Genomic DNA, 19,354 nt, shown 5'->3' on the forward strand with positions numbered 1-19,354 from the left:
GGCAAGATTAGACGAGGTAAAAAGCCCGCTTCTAATTTGGGGATAATTTTTGTCAGCGATTGTATCCTATTAACTATCATTATTATTAGAGCGTCATGGGAAAAGTCATCGGCATCGACTTAGGGACAACCAACAGTTGCATTGCCGTACTCGAGGGAGGTCAGCCGATTATAGTTCCTAACTCGGAAGGGGGAAGGACAACTCCTAGTATCGTGGGATTCGGCAAGGGCCAGCGCCTAGTAGGACAACTGGCCAAACGTCAGGCGGTCACTAATGCCGAAAATACCGTCTATAGCATCAAACGCTTTATCGGTAGGCGTTGGCAAGATACCGAGACCGAAAGGGGACGAGTTGCCTATCATTGCCAACGCGGTCGCGATGATACCGTCAATATCAAAATTCGCGATCGGGAATTTACCCCCCAAGAAATTTCGGCCATGATCCTGCAAAAATTAAAGGCCGATGCCGAGGCCTATCTGGGAGAAGCGATTAACGAGGCCGTGATTACGGTTCCCGCCTATTTTACCGATGCCCAACGTCAAGCCACTAAAGACGCGGGGATGATTGCAGGACTAGAAGTATTAAGAATTATTAACGAACCCACCGCCGCCGCCCTAGCTTACGGTTTAGATAAACAAAACGAAGATCAACATATCCTCGTTTTTGACCTAGGGGGAGGAACCTTCGACGTTTCCATCCTGCGACTGGGGAAGGGGGTCTTTGAAGTGAAAGCCACGGCCGGCAATAACCATCTTGGGGGGGACGATTTTGATAATCTCTTAGTGCGGTGGTTGGTGGAGAACTTTCAAAGTCAAGAAAACATCGATCTGTCCAGCGATCGCATGGCGATCCAAAGACTGCGAGAAGCCGCCGAAAAAGCCAAAATCGAGCTTTCTAGCATGATTAGCACCTCGATCAATCTCCCCTTCATCGCCGCCGACGAAACTAGCCCTAAACACCTAGAATTGGAACTAACTCGCGCTAAATTCGAGGAATTAACCAGAGAATTAGTGGAAAAAACCCTCGGACCCGTACAACAGTCCCTCAAAGATAGCGAACTGCAGCCTAGCGATATCGATCGTGTTGTTCTCGTTGGTGGTTCCACCAGAATGCCCGCCGTACAGCAATTAATCTCCCGTTTCTTTTCTACTGGCCAGATCGATCGCTCTGTTAACCCCGATGAGGCCGTTGCTTTGGGGGCAGCCATTCAAGCCGGAGTTTTAGGTGGAGAAGTAGAAGATATCCTCCTACTTGATGTCACCCCCCTTTCCCTCGGCATTGAAACCCTCGGCGAAGTCTTTACCAAAATTATCGATCGCAATACCACTATCCCCACCAGTAAATCTCAGGTTTTCTCCACCGCTGCCGATGGTCAAACTTCCGTGGAAATTCATGTTCTGCAAGGGGAAAGAACCATGGCCCGGGATAATAAAACCCTGGGTAAATTTCTCCTGACAGGAATTCCTCCCGCTCCTAGGGGGGTGCCACAAATCGAGGTGGCCTTTGAGATCGATGTTAACGGCATCTTGAAAGTGGCCGCCAGCGACCAAGGCACCGGCAAAGAACAAAGCATTTTAATTAGCCATACTGGAGGGCTGAAACCGAACGAAATTGAAAAAATGCGCCTAGAAGCCGAAAAATACGCCGAATCCGATCGCCGTCGTCTGCAAATGATCGATATTCGCCAGCAGTGCGATAGTCTTTTCTATAGCTACGAAGTCACCCTCAGGGAAAACAGCCAGTTAGTCGCCCCCGATATCCGGCAACTGGCCGACCAGAAGCGGCAACAGTTGGAAATCGCTCTGCGCGACCCCTCCCTATCCCCAGAAAAGCTAAAAACCACCTTGGCAGAATTTCGTCAGCTTGTCCTCGAAATCGGTACCCGCATCTACACGGGGAGACAAGAGCAAAACCAACCCCTTAACGGTGCTGGGTTTGAATCGATCGATGTCACCGAAAAACTGACTCGACCCACCCGGGCTACTTCCTCGAATACCTTCACCAATAGGCCAACCCTCTCCCGCACTAGAACCAGAACCTATAGTAATCTGGAAACTAAATCCACCGAATTGGACAGTGATGATGATCCCTACGATGGCGAAGAAATGAGCACCAGTGACTATGAGGCCGTAGATTAAAAAGTGATCAGTAATCAGTAATCAGCTTTTTTCTCCCCTTCTCCCCACACCCCACTTACCCACTTCCCACTTCCCACTTCCCACTTCCCAACCCCTAACCCCCAGCAAAAAGAAATAGTAGGGATAACCCAACTAAACTACTATGTATAGTTTGTTAAAGTAACAACTAGACTTAAACTTTATTTATAAATTGCCAGCAGAACCATAGCCCCCTATGCCCACTGATTACTACGAAATTCTAGGTGTCTCGCGAGATGCCGGCAAAGAAGACATCAAACGCGCCTATCGTCGTCTCGCCCGAAAATACCACCCCGATGTTAACAAAGAACCGGGAGCCGAAGAACACTTCAAAGAAATTAACCGCGCCTACGAAATTCTCTCGGAACCAGAAACCCGCAATCGTTATGACCGCTTTGGTGAGGCCGGGGTTTCTGGGGGCGCTGCCGGTTTTGATCCCGACAATATGGGCGGTTTCGCCGATATATTTGAGACAATCTTTAGTGGTTTTGGGGGTATGGGCGGCCAAACAACGGCCCGCCGACGCACAGGCCCTACCCGGGGCGAGGATCTACGTCTCGATTTTAAACTAAAATTCCGCGAGGCGGTCTTTGGCGGCGAAAAGGAAATCCGCATCCGTCATCTGGAAACCTGTCAAACCTGTAAAGGCAGTGGGGCCAGACCGGGGACTGGTTCTCGTACTTGTACTGCTTGCAATGGTACTGGTCAGGTGCGTCGCGCCACCCGTACTCCCTTCGGTACTTTTGCTCAGGTTTCGGTCTGTCCCACCTGTGACGGTGCGGGAGAAGTGATCGAGGAAAAATGCGATGTTTGCGGCGGCTCCGGACGTAAACAGGAAACCAAAAAACTGAAAATTACCATCCCCGCAGGGGTTGACAACGGCATGAAGTTGCGCGTTGCCCGGGAAGGTGACGCAGGACTGAAAGGCGGGCCGCCGGGGGATTTATTCGTTTATCTAACCGTGGAAACAGATGCAGAATTTCAACGGGAAGGCAATGATATTAAATCGAATATCTCGATTAGTTATATCCAAGCGATTTTAGGATGTACTATTAAAGTTAATACGGTAGATGGCCAAGAAGACCTGATTATCCCAGCCGGTACTCAACCGAACACCGTACTGATTTTAGAAAGTAAAGGGGTTCCCAAATTAGGTAATCCCGTCAGTCGCGGTGATCATCGTATTACCGTTAAAATCTCGATTCCTACCCGTGTCACTGGAGAAGAACGGGATTTACTGGAAAAATTGGCAAAAGTTCGCGGGGAAACCGTGGGGAAAGGCGGCATCGAGGGATTTTTAGGCAATATCTTCCATAAATAACTATGACTTTAGACCTGCGCGGCACTCCCTGCCCAATTAATTTTGTCCGGACAAAATTGCAATTAGAGAAAATGACCGCCGGGGAACGGTTGGAAGTCTGGTTAGATGCCGGGGAACCGATCGAACAGGTTCCCACTAGCCTGACCGTGGAGGGTTATCAGATAGAATCGATCGAGGACCGAGATAGCTTTTTTGTGCTCAAAGTCTATCGCCCCGATTCCTAAATGGTAGATGCACAATTAACCGATTTATACGGCACAGTGGTGGCTGTACAGGCGAATTTCTATCAGGTACGCTTGGATTCTGCCGTTATGGGCGAGAATCTTCTCTGTACCCGTCGCGCTCGCTTGCAAAAAATCGGTCAGTCGGTGATGGTTGGTGATCGGGTGCGCGTGGAGGAGGCCAATTTTGATGATCGGCAGGGTGCGATCGCAGAAGTTCTCCCCCGCAGTACCGAGATCGATCGGCCGGCCGTTGCCAATATCGAGCAGATTTTGCTAGTTTTTGCCCTTGCTGAACCCGTTCTCGATCCTTGGCTGATCAGTCGTTTTTTGGTGAAAGCGGAGTCCACAGGCTTAGAAATTGCCGTCTGTGTCAATAAAATCGATCTGGGGGAACCGGAACAAATAGAGATTTGGAGCGATCGCCTAGCTAGTTGGGGATACCGGCCCTTTTTTGTCAGTGTGGAGAAAAATCGGGGATTTGAGGCTTTATTGGCACAATTAAACCATAAAATCACTCTCTTGGCCGGTCCGTCCGGGGTGGGAAAATCGAGTTTAATTAATTGTCTAATTCCTGAGATTAATCAACGGGTGGGGGATGTGTCGGGAAAACTGCAAAAAGGTCGTCACACCACCCGTCATGTGGAGTTATTTGCTTTACCAAATCGGGGTTTATTGGCCGATAGTCCGGGTTTTAACCAACCGGATATTAACTGTTCACCGGAACAATTAACTTTTTATTTTCCGGAAGTGAGAGAGCGTTTAGCTTTGGGAAATTGTCAATTTAATGATTGTACTCACCGTCGGGAACCTAACTGTGTGGTTAGGGGAGATTGGGAACGTTACCAACATTATTTAGAGTTTTTAGAAGAAGCGATCGCACGAGAACAGACATTACAGAAAACTAGCACAAAAGAGTCAAGTTTAAAGTTAAAAATTAAAGAAGCAGGTCAAGAAACCTACGAACCCAAATTAGCTAATAAAAAATATCGTCGTCCTTCCCGTCGCGGCAAAAATCAAGATCAGGAACGCTACGAAAATAAAACTCTCCGAGATATTTATAATGATGATTCTGAATAGAATCGGTTAGGATACTTTTATCTTCAGGGTTAATTTATAAATACTGTCTAAAGATGAAAATTTAACAGCAATGATTGTGTATATATGGGTTTTTATCTGAACTATTTTTCATTTTTTTGTTTCTACTTTGTGATTAATTCAACTTATCTACGAACTAAATTTTTAAGAGTTCTAGAGTTAGCTATTTTCCATTTTCCCTCGTCATTTTCAAGATTATAGCGAACTAATAAGGTACTTAAACCACTATTTTTTTGATCAATTTTACCCTGACTGTTATAGAGGGTTCTTTCTTCAGTAACCACCACATCCACTGTAGCTTGATCGCCAGAGGTTGTAAAATTATTAACTGAATCTATTCTCTGAACTCCATAGATATAATAAGCACCATTATTAGCTAACCATTCGGAAGAACTTTCTTGACCATCAGAGCGCTTTATTTTGTCATTATAAGCTTTACCTGTAAGTAATTCTTCTCCTAAATAGGTTTGATAGGAGGGACCATAAATATCTCTTTTTGCCTTTAACCAGCGCTCGATTAAATTCACCGCTTCTGAACGAGAAATAGAGTTAACTGTCTGTTGAGGAACAGGTGAATAGAGGGGTTCAGGACTGGGGGAATAGACAGCTTCAGGACTAGGTGAGGTATCGATGACACCTTGGGTGATTTTAACTTGATTAAAGTATTTAATTAGTTGCCTTTGTAGCTCTTGAGCGCGATTTAAGTCCCTAAAAGTTGCCACCTGAATATTCCCATCATTAACAACAGCATCGCGACAAAAGTTATTTTTCACTCTCTCTAAACTATCCTCATCAGTTACTACAACTTTATAGTAAGTATCGGTGATATTCTCATCTCCACAGACAGGTTTAGGAAACTCATTATTAATGGTAATATCTGAGTCTTGATTCTCTGGGGAAGGTGACGGAGAAATTGATTTATCTCCAGAAGAATTTGAGAGATAATGACTTAAGACAAAACCACCTAAAATGCCAGTACCGATCATACTCCCTATAATTATCGCTTTCACCCATTCAGGTAAAGTGCGGGGATTAGAAACAGGTTTTGAAGTTACAGGAGAAATTACTTGAGTAGGAGCGGGAGTAGGAGCAGGAACAACGATATTTGTTGCTACAATTGATGGGGTATTTTGTAGCGCTTCTAACATCTCTTTTGCGGTTAAATAACGTTCGTTAGAGCGCAGTGAAATAGTTTTATCTAACACAGCTGCTAAACTGATATTAGTATTTAAAGCGAACTGCCGCCAATAAATTTTTCCTGTCATCGGATCGCTCTCTAACATTTCAGGAGTTTTGCCGGTTAGTAGATAAATAGCCGTCAATCCTAAAGCGTAGAGATCACTACTATAAACCGGACGACCGATCGCCTGTTCTGATGGCATAAAACCCGGAGTACCGATAACAATAGAATTAAGAGAATGGCCCGAATTAGAAACCACCGTTCCCATAGTTTCTTTAACCGCACCAAAATCAATTAGGATCGGTAAATTATCATAAATCCGTAGAATGATATTATCGGGTTTTATATCTCGATGGATAATTTTTTGTCCGTGAACATAAATTAAAACCTGTAGAATACTAACTAAAATCTCTTTGACTTGATCATCGCTAAAAACTCCTTTACTCTGTATTCTTTGGCTGAGAGTTTCCCCCTCGATAAATTCCTCGACTAAATAAAATTGATTATTTTCCTCAAAATAAGCGTACAGTTTGGGAATTTGAGGACTATTTTCGCTCAATTTTTCTAGGATAGCCGCTTCTCGCTCAAATCTTTCTTTGACAAGATTGTGAACCTGGGGATTATCATTAATCGGTTTTAGCTGTTTAATCAGACAGAGACGTTTTGAAGGCATTTGGCTATCTTCTGCCAAAAAAGTCTCTCCGAAACCACCATCGGCAATTAATCGCAGGACTTTGTAACGATTTTGTAGAATTAAATCCGTCATGGGGAAACATTACCGTTTACTTAACAATCTTCACCGATAACTAATAACTGAGGTGATGGTAGGGCAAATCAGATAAAGAGGGTATTTAATTGGCCATTTATTTTGATAATCTAAATCCATCTAGACCACAAATGTTGCATCCTGTAATAAAATTTAACATTTAGCGGTAGAAACATCCCATTTCGACAACATTTGTTAACATTTTATGACTTTATCTATCTAGTGTAAAAAGCTGATTTCTTGACACACATAAGCTAGAAGATAGCGCAGTTTATCAATGAACTTTTTCCCTAATTTTTGGCAACTTTTGCTAATTTAAGACTAGATAAGAACTCTTGTAAAAATCGGGTTAAAAGTTGATCGAAAGCTGTGAGGATATCTTTTGTTAATTCAAAAACACCTGTTTTGATATCGATGGCTACAATAGAATGAATGAATGGTTTAGTTTTTGGAAGTCCTTTATACCTTAATCGAACTAGGTTCATCGACGGCTGCGATAATGCGATGACAACCGGAAAAGGGTTGCGCCCATTGATACTGGTGTTCTAAAGGATTACCCCAACAGAGGCCGAGATATAATTCTGTACGCGCCACATCTAACTCCGCCCATTCGGACTGGGCGACTAATTCAGCTAGAGAATCGGCAGAAATGGGAGGACGGGAGTTAAGCGCCCACCAAAAATTCATATTAGGGGTGATACTGTTCCAAAACTCTAAAACGGAAGCTTTGGCAGCCATGAGAATTTCCTTGTCACCCGCGACGGGAACTAATTGATTATGAATTTCGGGATAACGAAGAGTGCGATCGCCCCATTGACAAACACGCCAGATAATGCCCGAAACCTGATATTTTTGTTGATAATCGTGAATTTGGCGGCGAAAATCCTGATAGGCGAAGACTTTGCCCACCTTTTCTAGATTGATCGCCTTGGCAATCACCGGATTATCAATGCGCTCCGCCGGGGAGAGTAACAGACGTTCCCCTTTGCAAGTGGCGTGCATTTCTCGATCGAGGATTTCAATTAACTGCTGTGTCGAGTAAGCCATACTACCGCTCTTACCTGAGAGAGGATTTCTTTTTATAATAAACTCGAATTTCCGTAGTGGAAAGGCTCGATCGCTAGAAAATTGTCATTCATCGGACATATCGGCAGCATACCCCTTAATACTTATGGGCGAAAAAACCCCTCAAAACACCTGTCAGGGAGAGAAGACAGTCTAACTGCTCGGTTTTACATCGGTTACTTTTTTTCTGGTCCAGATGGTGAGAATTGTCAGGAAAAGTCAACCCATCACTCCCCCTCAAGGATTTTTATCAATTCCAGTTAATCGATCATAAACAGTACAAGTGTATTTAATTAACTGGCCGACGTTTAATTTATCCTACTATTCTCCTGTTTTATTGTTCGCAGTGTTTTTAAAATTTCTGATTGATCTGGGTGATATCTAATTTTATCGATCTCTTCAGGACTCATAATATCAAATAATAACCATATTAATCTTTCTATCTTATCCTCGTCACTAAAATTTCCCCCGATGATAGCGTTTAATCTTCCTTGATATTTCTCTTGCGTTTCTTTCAGTGTAAATCCACCGATTAACTTTTGGGTGCATTTCTGAATAGTAACTATTTGAAAACTATCAAATTTAGGCTTGATAGAAGAATTATATAGGCTGGTTTTCTCGTTTACCAATTTCTTGTCTAAAGGACTAATAATAGATATTTGAGAGTCTTTGTACCGCTCTAAAATCTTTTTGATCCCACTGGAGACAGGATTAATTGTCGATAAGCTAAATCCACCCATTACTTGGTCGATTTGTTCTAAATTAGGGTTTAAGGAACCCATAATAAGACCGAAGACCAGAGCAATGATTAAACCAAAAAAAACATTATCCTCGATCAAGCTTAATAGAGAAAATATAAGTTGAATGAGAAGGTATAAAAGTATTGATACAAAAATTTTGACAATTAATAAACAAAGGAAAGTATTTAAAAAATCCTTTTTTAAATCGGGAAATAAATGACGAATCCTAAAAGCTGAGAAATAGCTACTTCCAGTTTCAACTGCTACTCCAATAATTATCGCAGTCACGACAAAAGGCCACCGATCTTCTCCCAGAAGTTTCCGTATTTCGCTGAAAAGATCGGTGGCAGCAGTTGTCTGAGAATCTACCAAAAATAGGTAATGGGTGAATGAACTGAAAAAAGGAAACTTGTCTAATTCCGTTAGAAACTGACTACAAAATACCATTTACCCTCAGCCGACGAGTTTTCCAAGTGGGAGTAAAGATTTTGTAGCTTTCTTCTTCATTGACTTTGATATAGCCTTTGTCCGCTAGTTTTTCTAATTTATCTTGTAAGTCAGCTTCTCCAATTCTATCTGTTTCAATTTCAAAGCTCAAGGCAGTGGCAGCCCTAACTTTGAGTAAATCAGATAAAAGAGACTTCTCCGCGGAGGTTAAATAATTGGTATCAGTTGTTTTAGCCATAAAATTCCAATAAATTTAGGAATGTTGCTGAGGGGTATAAACCAAATTAGATAAAACGTCAATCAAGTCAGATGGACAGGAGCCTAGTTTATGACTGTACTGATTATAGTATAGGATTATGCCCACCAGTTACTTTTTGGTGAAAAATGTTCACAATCTTACATTATGGGCGCAAGCAGTTCGATCAACTCACTGACCACGTTGCGCCCCTACATTGCACCCAGTGTAGGGGCGTATAGCGTACTATTAGCTTATTCCTCGAGTATTTTTAGAGCCTGCACAACAAGCTCTAAAATATCGATCATATTAGTTGATTTTGCTCGTTCAATTTCGAGATTATCTCCCGCAAAAAGCAATAGGGCGACAATAAGCCCTAAAGATAGATATTTTTTTAAAGAACCCATTTTGAATCCTCCATAAACACATTTTATATTTAAATCCATTACTCTCTGAGTTAATGACTGACACTCTACTGATTTTATAAGTATGGAATGACTGAGATAAGTCCAAATAGTTAAATCCATCACTCTCTGAGTTCATGACTGACACTCTCTAAGTTCATGTCTGAGATATGTCTGAGTTTTTTGTGATACGTTTGAGTAAATGTCTGAGATACGTTTGATTTATTTGAGATAAGATTAGGTTGTCATTCATTTTTCAATAATCTTGACGGTTATGGGGCGATCGCTTAAAGTAAAATCAGAATATATCCCTAGAGTCAAACAAGCAGTTAAACTCAATGGTTACGCAACTCAACAGCTGCTTGCTGAGGAGTTAGGGTTCGCAAAATCGACTATTAGCCTTTTTCTTAACGGTAAACCGATTAGTAATCTCAATTTTTTTGAAATTTGTCAAAAATTAGGCCTTGATTATCGAGAAATCGCTGACTGGGATGAGTTGGAGGAAACAGCTGCTGCCATGTCTGAGGATGAGGGAGAAAACCGGGCTGCGGATTTTTCCAAGTATGTTGAACGTCCTCCAGTGGAACAGCTTTGTCTGGAGACGGTGAGTCAAGCAGGTTCATTATTGCGGATTAAATCAGCCAAGGGGATGGGTAAAACCCTATTAGTCGATAGAATTTTGAGTCAAGTTGACAAAAGAGAGTATAAAACCGTCAGTTTCAGTTTTTTACAAGCAAGTAAAGGAATTCTCGGCGATTTAGACCGATTGCTCTCTTGGTTTGCTTTGATTATTTCCAAGAAATTAGGGTTAGCAGCTCTCTTTCAGGAAAAATGGCAAGAAGGATTAGGACTTTATAGCTGTACTGCCTATTTTGAAGACCATTTGCTCAAAAAGCTGGATAAACCCCTAATTTTAGTTTTAGAGGAGATAGATAGTCTCTTTACCTATACCAGCGTTGCTGACGATTTCCTTAGTTTATTTCGTCTTTGGCACGAGGAGGCAAAAAATAATAATACTTGGCAAAAGTTACACTTAATTATCACCTATTCCACAGAAAATTATGTTCCTGCTGACCTGAATAAATCTCCTGTGAATGTAGGAACAGAAATCCTGTTACCTGATTTTACTCTAGAACAGGTCTTGATTCTAGCCAATAAATATCAGGCTAACTTGGGAAAAGATGAACTGCAAAAAATAATTAATCTTGTCGGGGGACATCCCTATTTAATCCAAAAGGCGATTTATGGGATTACCCAAAAACAACTGTCTTTAGCAGATTTTTTAGAGACAGCAGCCGAGGAAGCGGGGATTTATGGGGATCATTTGCGAGGACATTTGCTAAACTTACAAGAACATCCAAACCTAGCAGCAGGAATGAAAAAGGTTGTAGAGTCGTCTTCTCCCGTTGATTTAGGTGCAACAATTAATTGGCAACTTCATAGTTTAGGATTAGTAACCTTTGTGCAGAATGCTGTTCAACCCCGTTATCCACTATACAGCGACTATTTTAGGTATCGCCTATCCTCCTAAAATCCGATATATTGAGTTAAACTGTTGTACATCTAAATCTAATATTCGTTTTCACCTGTTCCCCGTTCCCCCATCGAACCCAGAACCTTAAATGCGGACTAGCTTAGGGACAGATAACCTTTGATTAAATTATTCATCGAACTTAACCAATCAGACAAATTGCTAATTTTAATGCTATGGCGACCAATTTTTATCATGTTGGAGGCAGCGTTCCCCTAGATGCACCTAGTTATATCAAGCGGGAAGCAGATGATATATTTTATGACTATCTAAAAAATGGACAGTATTGCTATGTGTTAAATTCCCGTCAGATGGGAAAATCAAGTTTGTGGGTACAGACACAAAAACGACTGCAAGAGGATAATATTGATTGTGCTACCATTCATTTGAGTGGTATAGGAAAAAACATCTCCGAAGATATTTGGTATCGAGTATTATTTGAGCAACTGGTTAAACGCTTCAATCTTTCTATTCGGGGAAAAGAGCAAACTTGGTGGGATGAACGAGCCTATAAATCAGCTATTAATCGTCTTGATGAATTTGTTGAGGACATTCTCTTAAAGGAAGTATCCCAACCTATTGTTATCTGTTTCGATGAAATTGATAGCGTTCTGAGTTTAAAATTTTCCACAGATGATTTCTTTGCTTGGCTGCGTAGCTGTCATGAAAAACGTCCTCATAATAGGGATTACCAACGTCTAACCTTTTGTATGTTGGGGGTAGCGGCAGTTTCTAACTTTATTCTAGATAATTATCGTAGTCCTTTTAATATTGGTCAAGATATTCGATTATCTGGATTTACTATAAAGGATGCCAAAAAACTTGCCGAGGGATTGCAGGACAAAGTTATCGCACCGCAACGGGTTTTAGAGGATGTTATAGACTGGACAGGTGGACAACCATTTTTAACTCAAAAAATTTGTCATTTAATCTCCACATCTCGCCCTGGATTTGGCAAGGAATCCCCAGCAACCCCGATTAATGTCGGCGATTTTATCCAGTCGCAAGTAATTAGTAACTGGGTATCTGAAGATAGTCCAGAACACCTAAAAACTATTCGGAATCGTTTATTAAATAAGCGTGTCACGGGTAGAAGAATGCTGAAGCTTTACCTAGAAATTTTAAGAAATGGTGAAATTACCGATGATGGTAGTCTTGATCAAATAGAATTACGCTTAACGGGATTGGTAGTTGAAGACCGACAAAAGTTAAAAGTTTATAATAAGATTTATAGAAATGTTTTTAATGAAACTTGGGTGACAACGGAATTAAATAAAATCCCTCCATACATTGAAAAGTACGAAGTTTGGTTAAATTCAGGAGAAGATGACACTAAACTTCTTTATGATCAAGATTTAGAAGAAGCTTTAACTTGGAGTAAAAATCAAGACCTTAATGAGTCAGAAAAGCGTTTTTTAGAGTTAAGTGAAATCGCAGCCAAACGAAAAGCACAGATAGCACGTCAAAGACAAGCACGTCAACTGGCTGAAAAACAATTAACGCCCAAATTTGAGGAGAATCAAAGAGCAGCTTTAATTGAGGAAATTCTAGCTTGGACGGGTGGTAACTTGGAGTTAACGAAAATAGTTATCGGTTTGCTAATCGACAATAAAAATGAGTTGCGGGAAGGAGAAGAAAAACCAAAAATTGAACAATTGATTCAGAAAAATATTGTAGAAAATTGGTTAAAAAATAAAGCGGCAGCCCATCTCTGGAAAATACAAAACAGTCTCTTAACTCCTGATAAAAATGTTAGGTCAACATTAGAAATCTATCAAGAAATTTTGCAGCAGGGGGGAGTCTTTGCTGATAACAAAACGGAAAAATTGGCACTTCAGCAAGCAGAATTAGTGATTAAAAATGATGAGTATCTAGAAGTTACCAATCGAATTTATAAAGAAGTATTTAATGTTCAATGGGTTAGACAGGAATTAGAAAAATTGGTTAATGTGGAGAATTCTCCTGCTGGTTTAACTAAAATATTATCTCTCTTGGCACTATTAGGCTTTCTTGGATTTACTTTTTGGTCATTCAAGACTCCTAATGGCGTGGAGACACCCTCACCATCACCTAGTATTCCAGAAATTTGTGCTAAACGAGATTTTAATATTAGCTTAAACAGGACTATTCAACAACTGCAAGACTTGAAAAGGAAACAAGGTGATCAGTTTCCTGAAAAGTGTGGGACTCAATTAACTGAATTAAAGTTAATTCAGCAAGCAGTAGGACTAGCTAAAAATAATTTTGTGGCTAATGTGCCGGGTAGAGAAGGTGGTTTTGAAATTTTGTGCAAAATCCCCCCAACTTCTGATAACTTTAAAGAAGCTCAATATTGGGCAAAAAGTTGGCATAATGACAGATATTGGAAATCGCGCATCGATCGAGCTTTGCAAGATAATCTAGATTGCCAAAAACTTATTGAATAAACATTAATTTTTCAATCACTAAATACCCCATCGCTACCCGTTAATTCCTCGGATAATGATACTCGGATTCCTTCCCTTCCCCGTGACCAAAATAAAAAGAATAGGTCAGAAACATTGAAGGATTGACTCCTTCTAACATGAGAGTAATTAACCTGTGGGTTCTTTTGACGTAAAACAATTATTTGCATATAGTAGAGGAGATTGCCAATAATTAGCCAGAGAATTAAACTAAAAATAAAGGTAAATGCCATGACTACAATCCATCCAAAAAATTGAAAAGCGACTTGAGATATAGGACTATCCTGTGTTAATCCATTGGCAAATTCTCTCGCATCTTTATTACTAAATAACCCCACCGCTATTGTTCCCCAAAAACCACAAAAAAGATGTACTGGAATTGCTCCCACTGGATCATCAATTACTTTAGTTTTAATTAAAAATTCTTCTCCTAATAAGACAATAATGCCACTAATGCCACCAATGATAATAGCTGATCTGATATTAACATAACCTGATGATGCCGTGATCCCCACTAATCCCCCTAAAATGCCATTAATAATTGTGGATAAACTGGCTTTGCGACCGATTAAAGGATTAAGAATTAATGCCAAAACTCCCCCAGCAGCAGCGGCAATCATCGTGGTAGTAATTGCCATGGGGACATCATCCAAATTTACCGCCGAACCACCATTAAAACCAAACCATCCTAACCAAAGAATTAAGCAACCAAGGGTTGCAAATCCTAACTGATGGGGAGCAAAATTTCCTCTTTCTTTTTCTTCATAACAGTCAGTTTTGCGATTATAACCAAAACGTCCATCTCTCGGTTTTAGCAACCAAGCACCCACTAATCCGGCCATTCCTCCCACCGAATGCACCACCGTTGAACCAGCAAAATCTCGAAACTTAAATAAGTTATATAACCATCCTTCAGATGACCAAATCCAATGTCCTGTCAGAGAATAAGAAAAAGCAACTAAAAAGAAACTAAATAGCAAAAATGCCCAAAATTTAACCCTTTCTGCCACTGCTCCCGATACAATGGTCGCCGCAGTTCCCGCAAAAGTTAATTGAAAGAAAAATAAAGTGGCAATTGAACGACCTGGCCACAGTTCTTGGAATTGACTGTATTGATTATTAGGGGTTAAAATTTCCAAGAAAAATCCTGTATCACCAGAGAAACTATTTCCTAGTGCTGATGTATTACCAAACATGAAACCGAAACCAAACATCCAATAAGCCAAGGCAGAAACACAGAAGACAATTAGGTTTTTAGCCAAGACATTAGTGGCGTTATTAGTACGACAAAAACCCGTTTCCAGCATGGCAAAACCCGCATTCATAAAGAATACTAACGAGCCGGCTATTAACATCCAGAGATTAGCAACTAAATCCAGAGTAGAATTATTTAAATCTTGTGCTGTGACTTTGCCTACACCGATCAACAGCATGACGATAAGAGAGAAACAAAAAGATAGGATATTACGCAAACGCGGGCGATATTCTAGAAAAGATAATAATCGATTCATCGGCTATAACTCTCATGGGCAATTTCCCCTTTATCGTAATTGATTTAATCCCCTATCGTTCACTCAAAACTGCTTTTTTTCTGATCCAGATAGCGAGAATTGTCAGGAAAAGTAAACCCATCACTCCCGCTAAAGGATTTTTATCGATTCCAGTTAACCAATCGGGAACAGTACCAGTGTATTTAATTAACTGACCCACATTTAATATATAGTATGCCCAGACTAAACCCGCGTGCAGACCGATACTTTTACCCAAATTACCACCACAGGCGCGTTTGGCCCAACCGAGAATTAATCCTAGCAAGACTAAGGCAGGAAATTGGGGAAAAGTGCGGATAATTTCGGCTAAAGGTTTAATAAAGTGAGCAAGAGCGAAAATTAAGGCACTAATCACTAGAGCGATAGCGGGACGATAATCCTTTTCTAATTCTCCCAGTAACCAGCCCCGAAATAGTAATTCTTCCGCAAAACCCACCGCTAAAGCGACTAAAAACCCCTCCAGGATGATTTTGCTGATCTGGGGATTTGCGGGTAAGAAATTTAACCAACCTAGGAACCCTTGGGACAGAAAAAGCGAGAAAGTGAAAAATAGACCGATCGCTAACCCGTTAATTAACTTGATCAGCGTTTTTCTTCGCCAAATCAACCCATAATCGGCTAATCCCTCATCACCATAAATTGTCCGTCCCCACCAATGGGATAACCCCAAAAATTCCAGATAGAGAACAGAAAGGGTCAAAATTGAGACAAGATTGGCATTAGTGGCAAAAAAGTGATAGAGGGGAAGTGCGATCGGCAACCAGAGAAAAAGTAAGAGCAAAATAAAAATTCCCAGTCGCAGGGGGACTGGGTAAGTGGCAATTACCCGTAATCTTTTATTCATCGGGTTCGATGCTGCTGGTTAAACCTTTATTTTTCAAGGTTTCACAGTAAAACTCCGCGTGTTCTTGGATGCAGGTAATCACCAAGGCTGTACCATTCGTGTGCGCTTCCATCATGATATCAACTGCTTGGGGTTGCGTCATACCGGCGATCGTTTGCATTAAACTCTGAACCACATACTCCATCGAGTTAAAGTCGTCATTGTGGAGTAAAACGCGATAACGCGGTGCTGGTTTACGGATTGTCGCTGTGGAACGCTTTTCGATGACTTCTGTGGACACCGTTTCTCTCCTTTGAATCTATATCACGAATACAAGTCAATTACTTAATGATCATAATCAAAATTTCCAGATTGAGCTAGGCTTTTTCTGTGATCCGTGAGGGGGTTGGGTGTTGGGGAGTGGGGGACAGCCAAAGGAATGACATTTCTAGATGGATAGATCATAATTGAATTAATTGGCTAATTTAAGCTTATTTTCCCATGGCTACTGACGAATTACAAAATCTCGATAAAAATATTCAACGCTTAAAAGAACAATTAGCGGGAATCCGCGATGCGTGGACAGTTGCGCGTTCAGAAGATAAAGTTCTTTTGGAGCAACGCATAAACGATAAGCGCATAGAAATTAAAGAATTGGAACGAGAAAAATGGGATTTAATCGCCAGCGAGAGTCAAGAAGCATCTTTTCCTGATGCCGAGGTAATGGTAGCAGAAATTGTCACAGAATTGACGGCAATTACCAAAGAACCACCCCCTGAACTTGCTTCTGTACAAATCTTAGAATTATTAAATCAAATTCTGGCTAAACTCAATCAACCAGAGCGATCGGCAGCAGCCAAATTAAAAGCGGCCATATCTACTATACCCCCTTTTGTTTCCCTGACCTACGAAGCGGAATTAGATACTGAGTCAACTTTTAAGCGTTATTTTCCCACATTTAATCGTGTGATCGCAGGAGTGAAAAATCGTCTAAAAAAGTAAGTATTCCCTCTATACCTAGTAATGTGGGCAAAAGTACGGTTAATTTTGTCGGGAGGGAAGATGAGTTAACCTTAATTCATCAGAAATTGCAAACAGAACAAGGGGTGATTGTTTGCGCGGTGGAAGGGTTAGGGGGAATAGGAAAAACCGCTTTAGCTTTGGAATATGCGAAACGATACCAACAGGAATACGCGGCACAATATTGGTTATCCTTGCGACTATCGGGTTTAGCAGAAGAAATAGTTAAATTAGCCGGTCCCTATCTATCTTTACCAGAAATATTGAAAAAAGAATCTTTAGAAAAACAAGTGGACTGGTATTGGCAAAATTGGCTACCTCAGCAGGGAAAATTATTATTAATTCTCGATGATGTCCCCAATATCGACAGAATTCCCGATCGAATGTTACCAAAAGATTCTAGGATTAAGATATTAGTCACCACTAGAGAAAGGTGTCTTAGTACGGAATTTAAGTCTATAGCTTTAGATGTTTTACCCTTGGATAAATGTGTAGAATTATTAACCAAAATTGTTGGTACTGCTAAAGTTGAGCAAGAAAAAGCTTTAGTAGAACAGATTTGTCACGAAATTTTAGGACGCTTAACTTTAGCAGTGGAGTTAGTGGGGGAATATTTAGCAAAAAATCGTCATTTAAAGTTTAGCCATTTACGCGATAAATTAAATTTAGCTCATACTGCTTTAACTAAGGAAAGAAACCACAGAGATTATGGATATTTAGGGGTAGCAGCCGCAATTAAAATCAGTTGGGATGATTTAAGTTCTGCTGGTCAAAAAGTGGCAATGCTGTTGAGTTTATTCGCACCGGTGGCTATTGCTTGGACGTTGCTAGAAGATACGGCAAAATCCACGGAAATTACCGAAAGTGAACTAGAAGAAGCGCGGGGACAATTGGATAATTCTCATCTGATGCAACCCGTGGATGAGGACTATTCTTTTTATCGGATTCATCCCCTCGTGAGAGAATTTTTTCAACAGCAATTACAGGCAATTCCTCAGATAAATTCTCTTTATCGATGCGCTTTTGTGGAAACTTTGTTAACCATTGCCGAAAATATCCCGCAAACCCCCACAAGGGAGATTATTGCAGCAGTAACTCCCGCAATTCCCCATCTGCAACTTGTCAGTCAAACCATGTTAGATGATATTCCCAACCCGGAAGATAATTTAATTCAGGTGTTTCTTGGGGTAGCTTTGTTTTATAAGGGACAGGGAGAATATGATTTAGCAGCAGTTACCTTCACAAAATGTTGTGAAGAAATCCAATCTCGCTTAGGAGAAAACCATCCAATTGTTGCTGCCAGTCTCAATAATTTAGCAGGATTATACCGCTCCCAAGGCAGATACGCAGAAGCGGAACCCTTGTATAAGCGCTCCGTTTCTCTGATAAAACAGCTATTAGGAGAAAACCATCCCATTGTTGCTATCAGTGTCAATAATTTAGCACTATTATATCAATGCCAAGGCAGATACCCAGAAGCAGAATCGTTGTATAAGCACTCCCTTTCTCTAAGAGAACAACTATTAGGAGAAAACCATCCCGATGTTGCACAAAGTCTCAATAATTTAGTAGTGCTATACGAATACCAAGGCAGATACGCAGAAGCGGAACCCTTGTGTAAGAGATGCCTTTCTCTGATAGAACAGCTATTAGGAGAAAACCATCCCCATGTTGCTACCAGTCTCAATAATTTAGCAGGATTATACCACTCCCAAGGCAGATACGCAGAAGCGGAACCCTTGTATAAGCGCTCCCTTTCTCTGATAGAACAGCTATTAGGAGAAAACCATCCCAATGTTGCTACCAGGCTCAATAATTTAGCAGAATTATACCAATGCCAAGGCAGATACGAAGAAGCGGAACCGTTGCATAAGCGCTCCCTTTCTCTGCGGGAACAGCGATTAGGAGAAAATCATCCTAGTGTTGCTAAAAGTCTCAATAATTTAGCGGTATTATACGAATCCCAAGGCAGATACGCAGAAGCGGAACCGTTGTATGTGAGAGCTATTGCTATTTATCAAGAAAGATTAGGAGAAAATCATCCCGATACCCAAAAAGTAAGGCAAAATTTTATGATTCTGTTGTCGCGATTATCCGATAAATAATTACAGCAAAGATTCCCCGATGAGATAGTTAATCTCTTAAAAAGTATCAGGTAATTAAAAGATATATCCGTTAAATAGTGCTGGCTTAATATTAGTAAATTCTTGCTAGAAAGGAGTTTTAAACTGCCATTGAGGTTGATAGACTATCCCGCTTAACGCAATTTTTATTCAATCAGTTCACGCGATTGGTTTTCTGGGGTTTGATTGCCAGAAGGCATCTTTAGCAGAGGCGGTAAGCTGACTAATTT

Annotated in this window: 16 protein-coding genes; 8 read left to right on the forward strand and 8 right to left on the reverse strand. The window is 40.8% G+C overall.

What is annotated here, in order from left to right:
- The first annotated feature begins 95 nt into the window (after positions 1 to 95).
- The 4 genes from dnaK to rsgA all read left to right on the forward strand — a co-directional run bounded on the left by dnaK (position 96) and on the right by rsgA (position 4,778).
- On the forward strand, positions 96 to 2,138 hold the full coding sequence (gene dnaK / locus ACQY1X_RS23505; RefSeq protein WP_430015205.1) for a molecular chaperone DnaK: 2,043 nt from the start codon (positions 96 to 98) through the stop codon (positions 2,136 to 2,138).
- A gap of 214 nt (positions 2,139 to 2,352) precedes the next feature.
- On the forward strand, positions 2,353 to 3,477 hold the full coding sequence (gene dnaJ / locus ACQY1X_RS23510; protein WP_430015206.1) for a molecular chaperone DnaJ: 1,125 nt from the start codon (positions 2,353 to 2,355) through the stop codon (positions 3,475 to 3,477).
- Positions 3,478 to 3,479: 2 nt separating this feature from the next.
- Positions 3,480 to 3,701: a sulfurtransferase TusA family protein gene (locus ACQY1X_RS23515; protein WP_002738399.1), complete on the forward strand. Its 222-nt coding sequence runs from the start codon at positions 3,480 to 3,482 to the stop codon at positions 3,699 to 3,701.
- Positions 3,702 to 4,778, forward strand: a complete 1,077-nt coding sequence (gene rsgA / locus ACQY1X_RS23520) for a small ribosomal subunit biogenesis GTPase RsgA (protein WP_430015207.1) — start codon at positions 3,702 to 3,704, stop codon at positions 4,776 to 4,778.
- Positions 4,779 to 4,921: 143 nt separating this feature from the next.
- Here the strand turns inward: rsgA and ACQY1X_RS23525 are convergent, their stop codons facing one another.
- The 5 genes from ACQY1X_RS23525 to ACQY1X_RS23545 all read right to left on the reverse strand — a co-directional run bounded on the left by ACQY1X_RS23525 (position 4,922) and on the right by ACQY1X_RS23545 (position 9,675).
- Positions 4,922 to 6,742 carry a protein kinase domain-containing protein gene (locus ACQY1X_RS23525; protein ID WP_430015208.1) on the reverse strand — a complete coding sequence of 607 codons (1,821 nt, stop codon included), beginning with the start codon at positions 6,740 to 6,742 and terminating at the stop codon, positions 4,922 to 4,924.
- A gap of 459 nt (positions 6,743 to 7,201) precedes the next feature.
- Positions 7,202 to 7,789, reverse strand: coding sequence for a hypothetical protein (locus ACQY1X_RS23530; RefSeq protein WP_430015209.1), 588 nt, complete (start codon positions 7,787 to 7,789; stop codon positions 7,202 to 7,204).
- Between the two features lie 326 nt (positions 7,790 to 8,115).
- Positions 8,116 to 8,994, reverse strand: a complete 879-nt coding sequence (locus ACQY1X_RS23535; RefSeq protein WP_430015210.1) for a hypothetical protein — start codon at positions 8,992 to 8,994, stop codon at positions 8,116 to 8,118.
- The gene (locus ACQY1X_RS23540; protein ID WP_430015211.1) at positions 8,981 to 9,232 is read right to left on the reverse strand and encodes a hypothetical protein; all 252 of its coding nucleotides are present in this window, start codon (positions 9,230 to 9,232) and stop codon (positions 8,981 to 8,983) included. The genes ACQY1X_RS23535 and ACQY1X_RS23540 overlap by 14 nt, the downstream gene beginning before the upstream one ends.
- A 251-nt stretch (positions 9,233 to 9,483) precedes the next feature.
- Entirely contained in the window at positions 9,484 to 9,675 is a 192-nt protein-coding gene (locus ACQY1X_RS23545) for a hypothetical protein (RefSeq protein WP_430015212.1), read from the reverse strand.
- A gap of 232 nt (positions 9,676 to 9,907) precedes the next feature.
- Here ACQY1X_RS23545 and ACQY1X_RS23550 point away from each other — a divergent pair, with 232 nt between their 5' ends.
- Positions 9,908 to 11,164, forward strand: a complete 1,257-nt coding sequence (locus tag ACQY1X_RS23550; RefSeq protein WP_430015753.1) for an AAA-like domain-containing protein — start codon at positions 9,908 to 9,910, stop codon at positions 11,162 to 11,164.
- Between the two features lie 176 nt (positions 11,165 to 11,340).
- The gene (locus ACQY1X_RS23555; protein WP_430015213.1) at positions 11,341 to 13,590 is read left to right on the forward strand and encodes an AAA-like domain-containing protein; all 2,250 of its coding nucleotides are present in this window, start codon (positions 11,341 to 11,343) and stop codon (positions 13,588 to 13,590) included.
- Between the two features lie 11 nt (positions 13,591 to 13,601).
- Here the strand turns inward: ACQY1X_RS23555 and ACQY1X_RS23560 are convergent, their stop codons facing one another.
- Genes ACQY1X_RS23560 through clpS form a run of 3 tightly spaced genes read right to left on the reverse strand, consistent with a single transcriptional unit; the run spans position 13,602 to position 16,282 of the window.
- Positions 13,602 to 15,119 carry an ammonium transporter gene (locus ACQY1X_RS23560; RefSeq protein ID WP_430015214.1) on the reverse strand — a complete coding sequence of 506 codons (1,518 nt, stop codon included), beginning with the start codon at positions 15,117 to 15,119 and terminating at the stop codon, positions 13,602 to 13,604.
- Positions 15,120 to 15,171: 52 nt separating this feature from the next.
- Positions 15,172 to 16,002: a CPBP family intramembrane glutamic endopeptidase gene (locus ACQY1X_RS23565; RefSeq protein ID WP_430015215.1), complete on the reverse strand. Its 831-nt coding sequence runs from the start codon at positions 16,000 to 16,002 to the stop codon at positions 15,172 to 15,174.
- The gene (gene clpS, locus ACQY1X_RS23570; protein WP_002738526.1) at positions 15,995 to 16,282 is read right to left on the reverse strand and encodes an ATP-dependent Clp protease adapter ClpS; all 288 of its coding nucleotides are present in this window, start codon (positions 16,280 to 16,282) and stop codon (positions 15,995 to 15,997) included. Before clpS ends, ACQY1X_RS23565 begins: the two co-directional genes overlap by 8 nt.
- A 200-nt stretch (positions 16,283 to 16,482) precedes the next feature.
- On the opposite strand from clpS, the gene ACQY1X_RS23575 reads away from it, so the two are divergent.
- A complete protein-coding gene (locus ACQY1X_RS23575) occupies positions 16,483 to 16,983 on the forward strand; it encodes a hypothetical protein (protein ID WP_430015216.1) in 501 nt (166 codons plus the stop codon).
- 23 nt (positions 16,984 to 17,006) lie between these two features.
- Entirely contained in the window at positions 17,007 to 19,106 is a 2,100-nt protein-coding gene (locus ACQY1X_RS23580) for a tetratricopeptide repeat protein (RefSeq protein WP_430015217.1), read from the forward strand.
- Positions 19,107 to 19,354 lie beyond the last annotated feature (248 nt).

Source organism: Microcystis protocystis FBCC-A270 (assembly GCF_050500235.1).
Lineage (GTDB): Bacteria > Cyanobacteriota > Cyanobacteriia > Cyanobacteriales > Microcystaceae > Microcystis > Microcystis ichthyoblabe_A.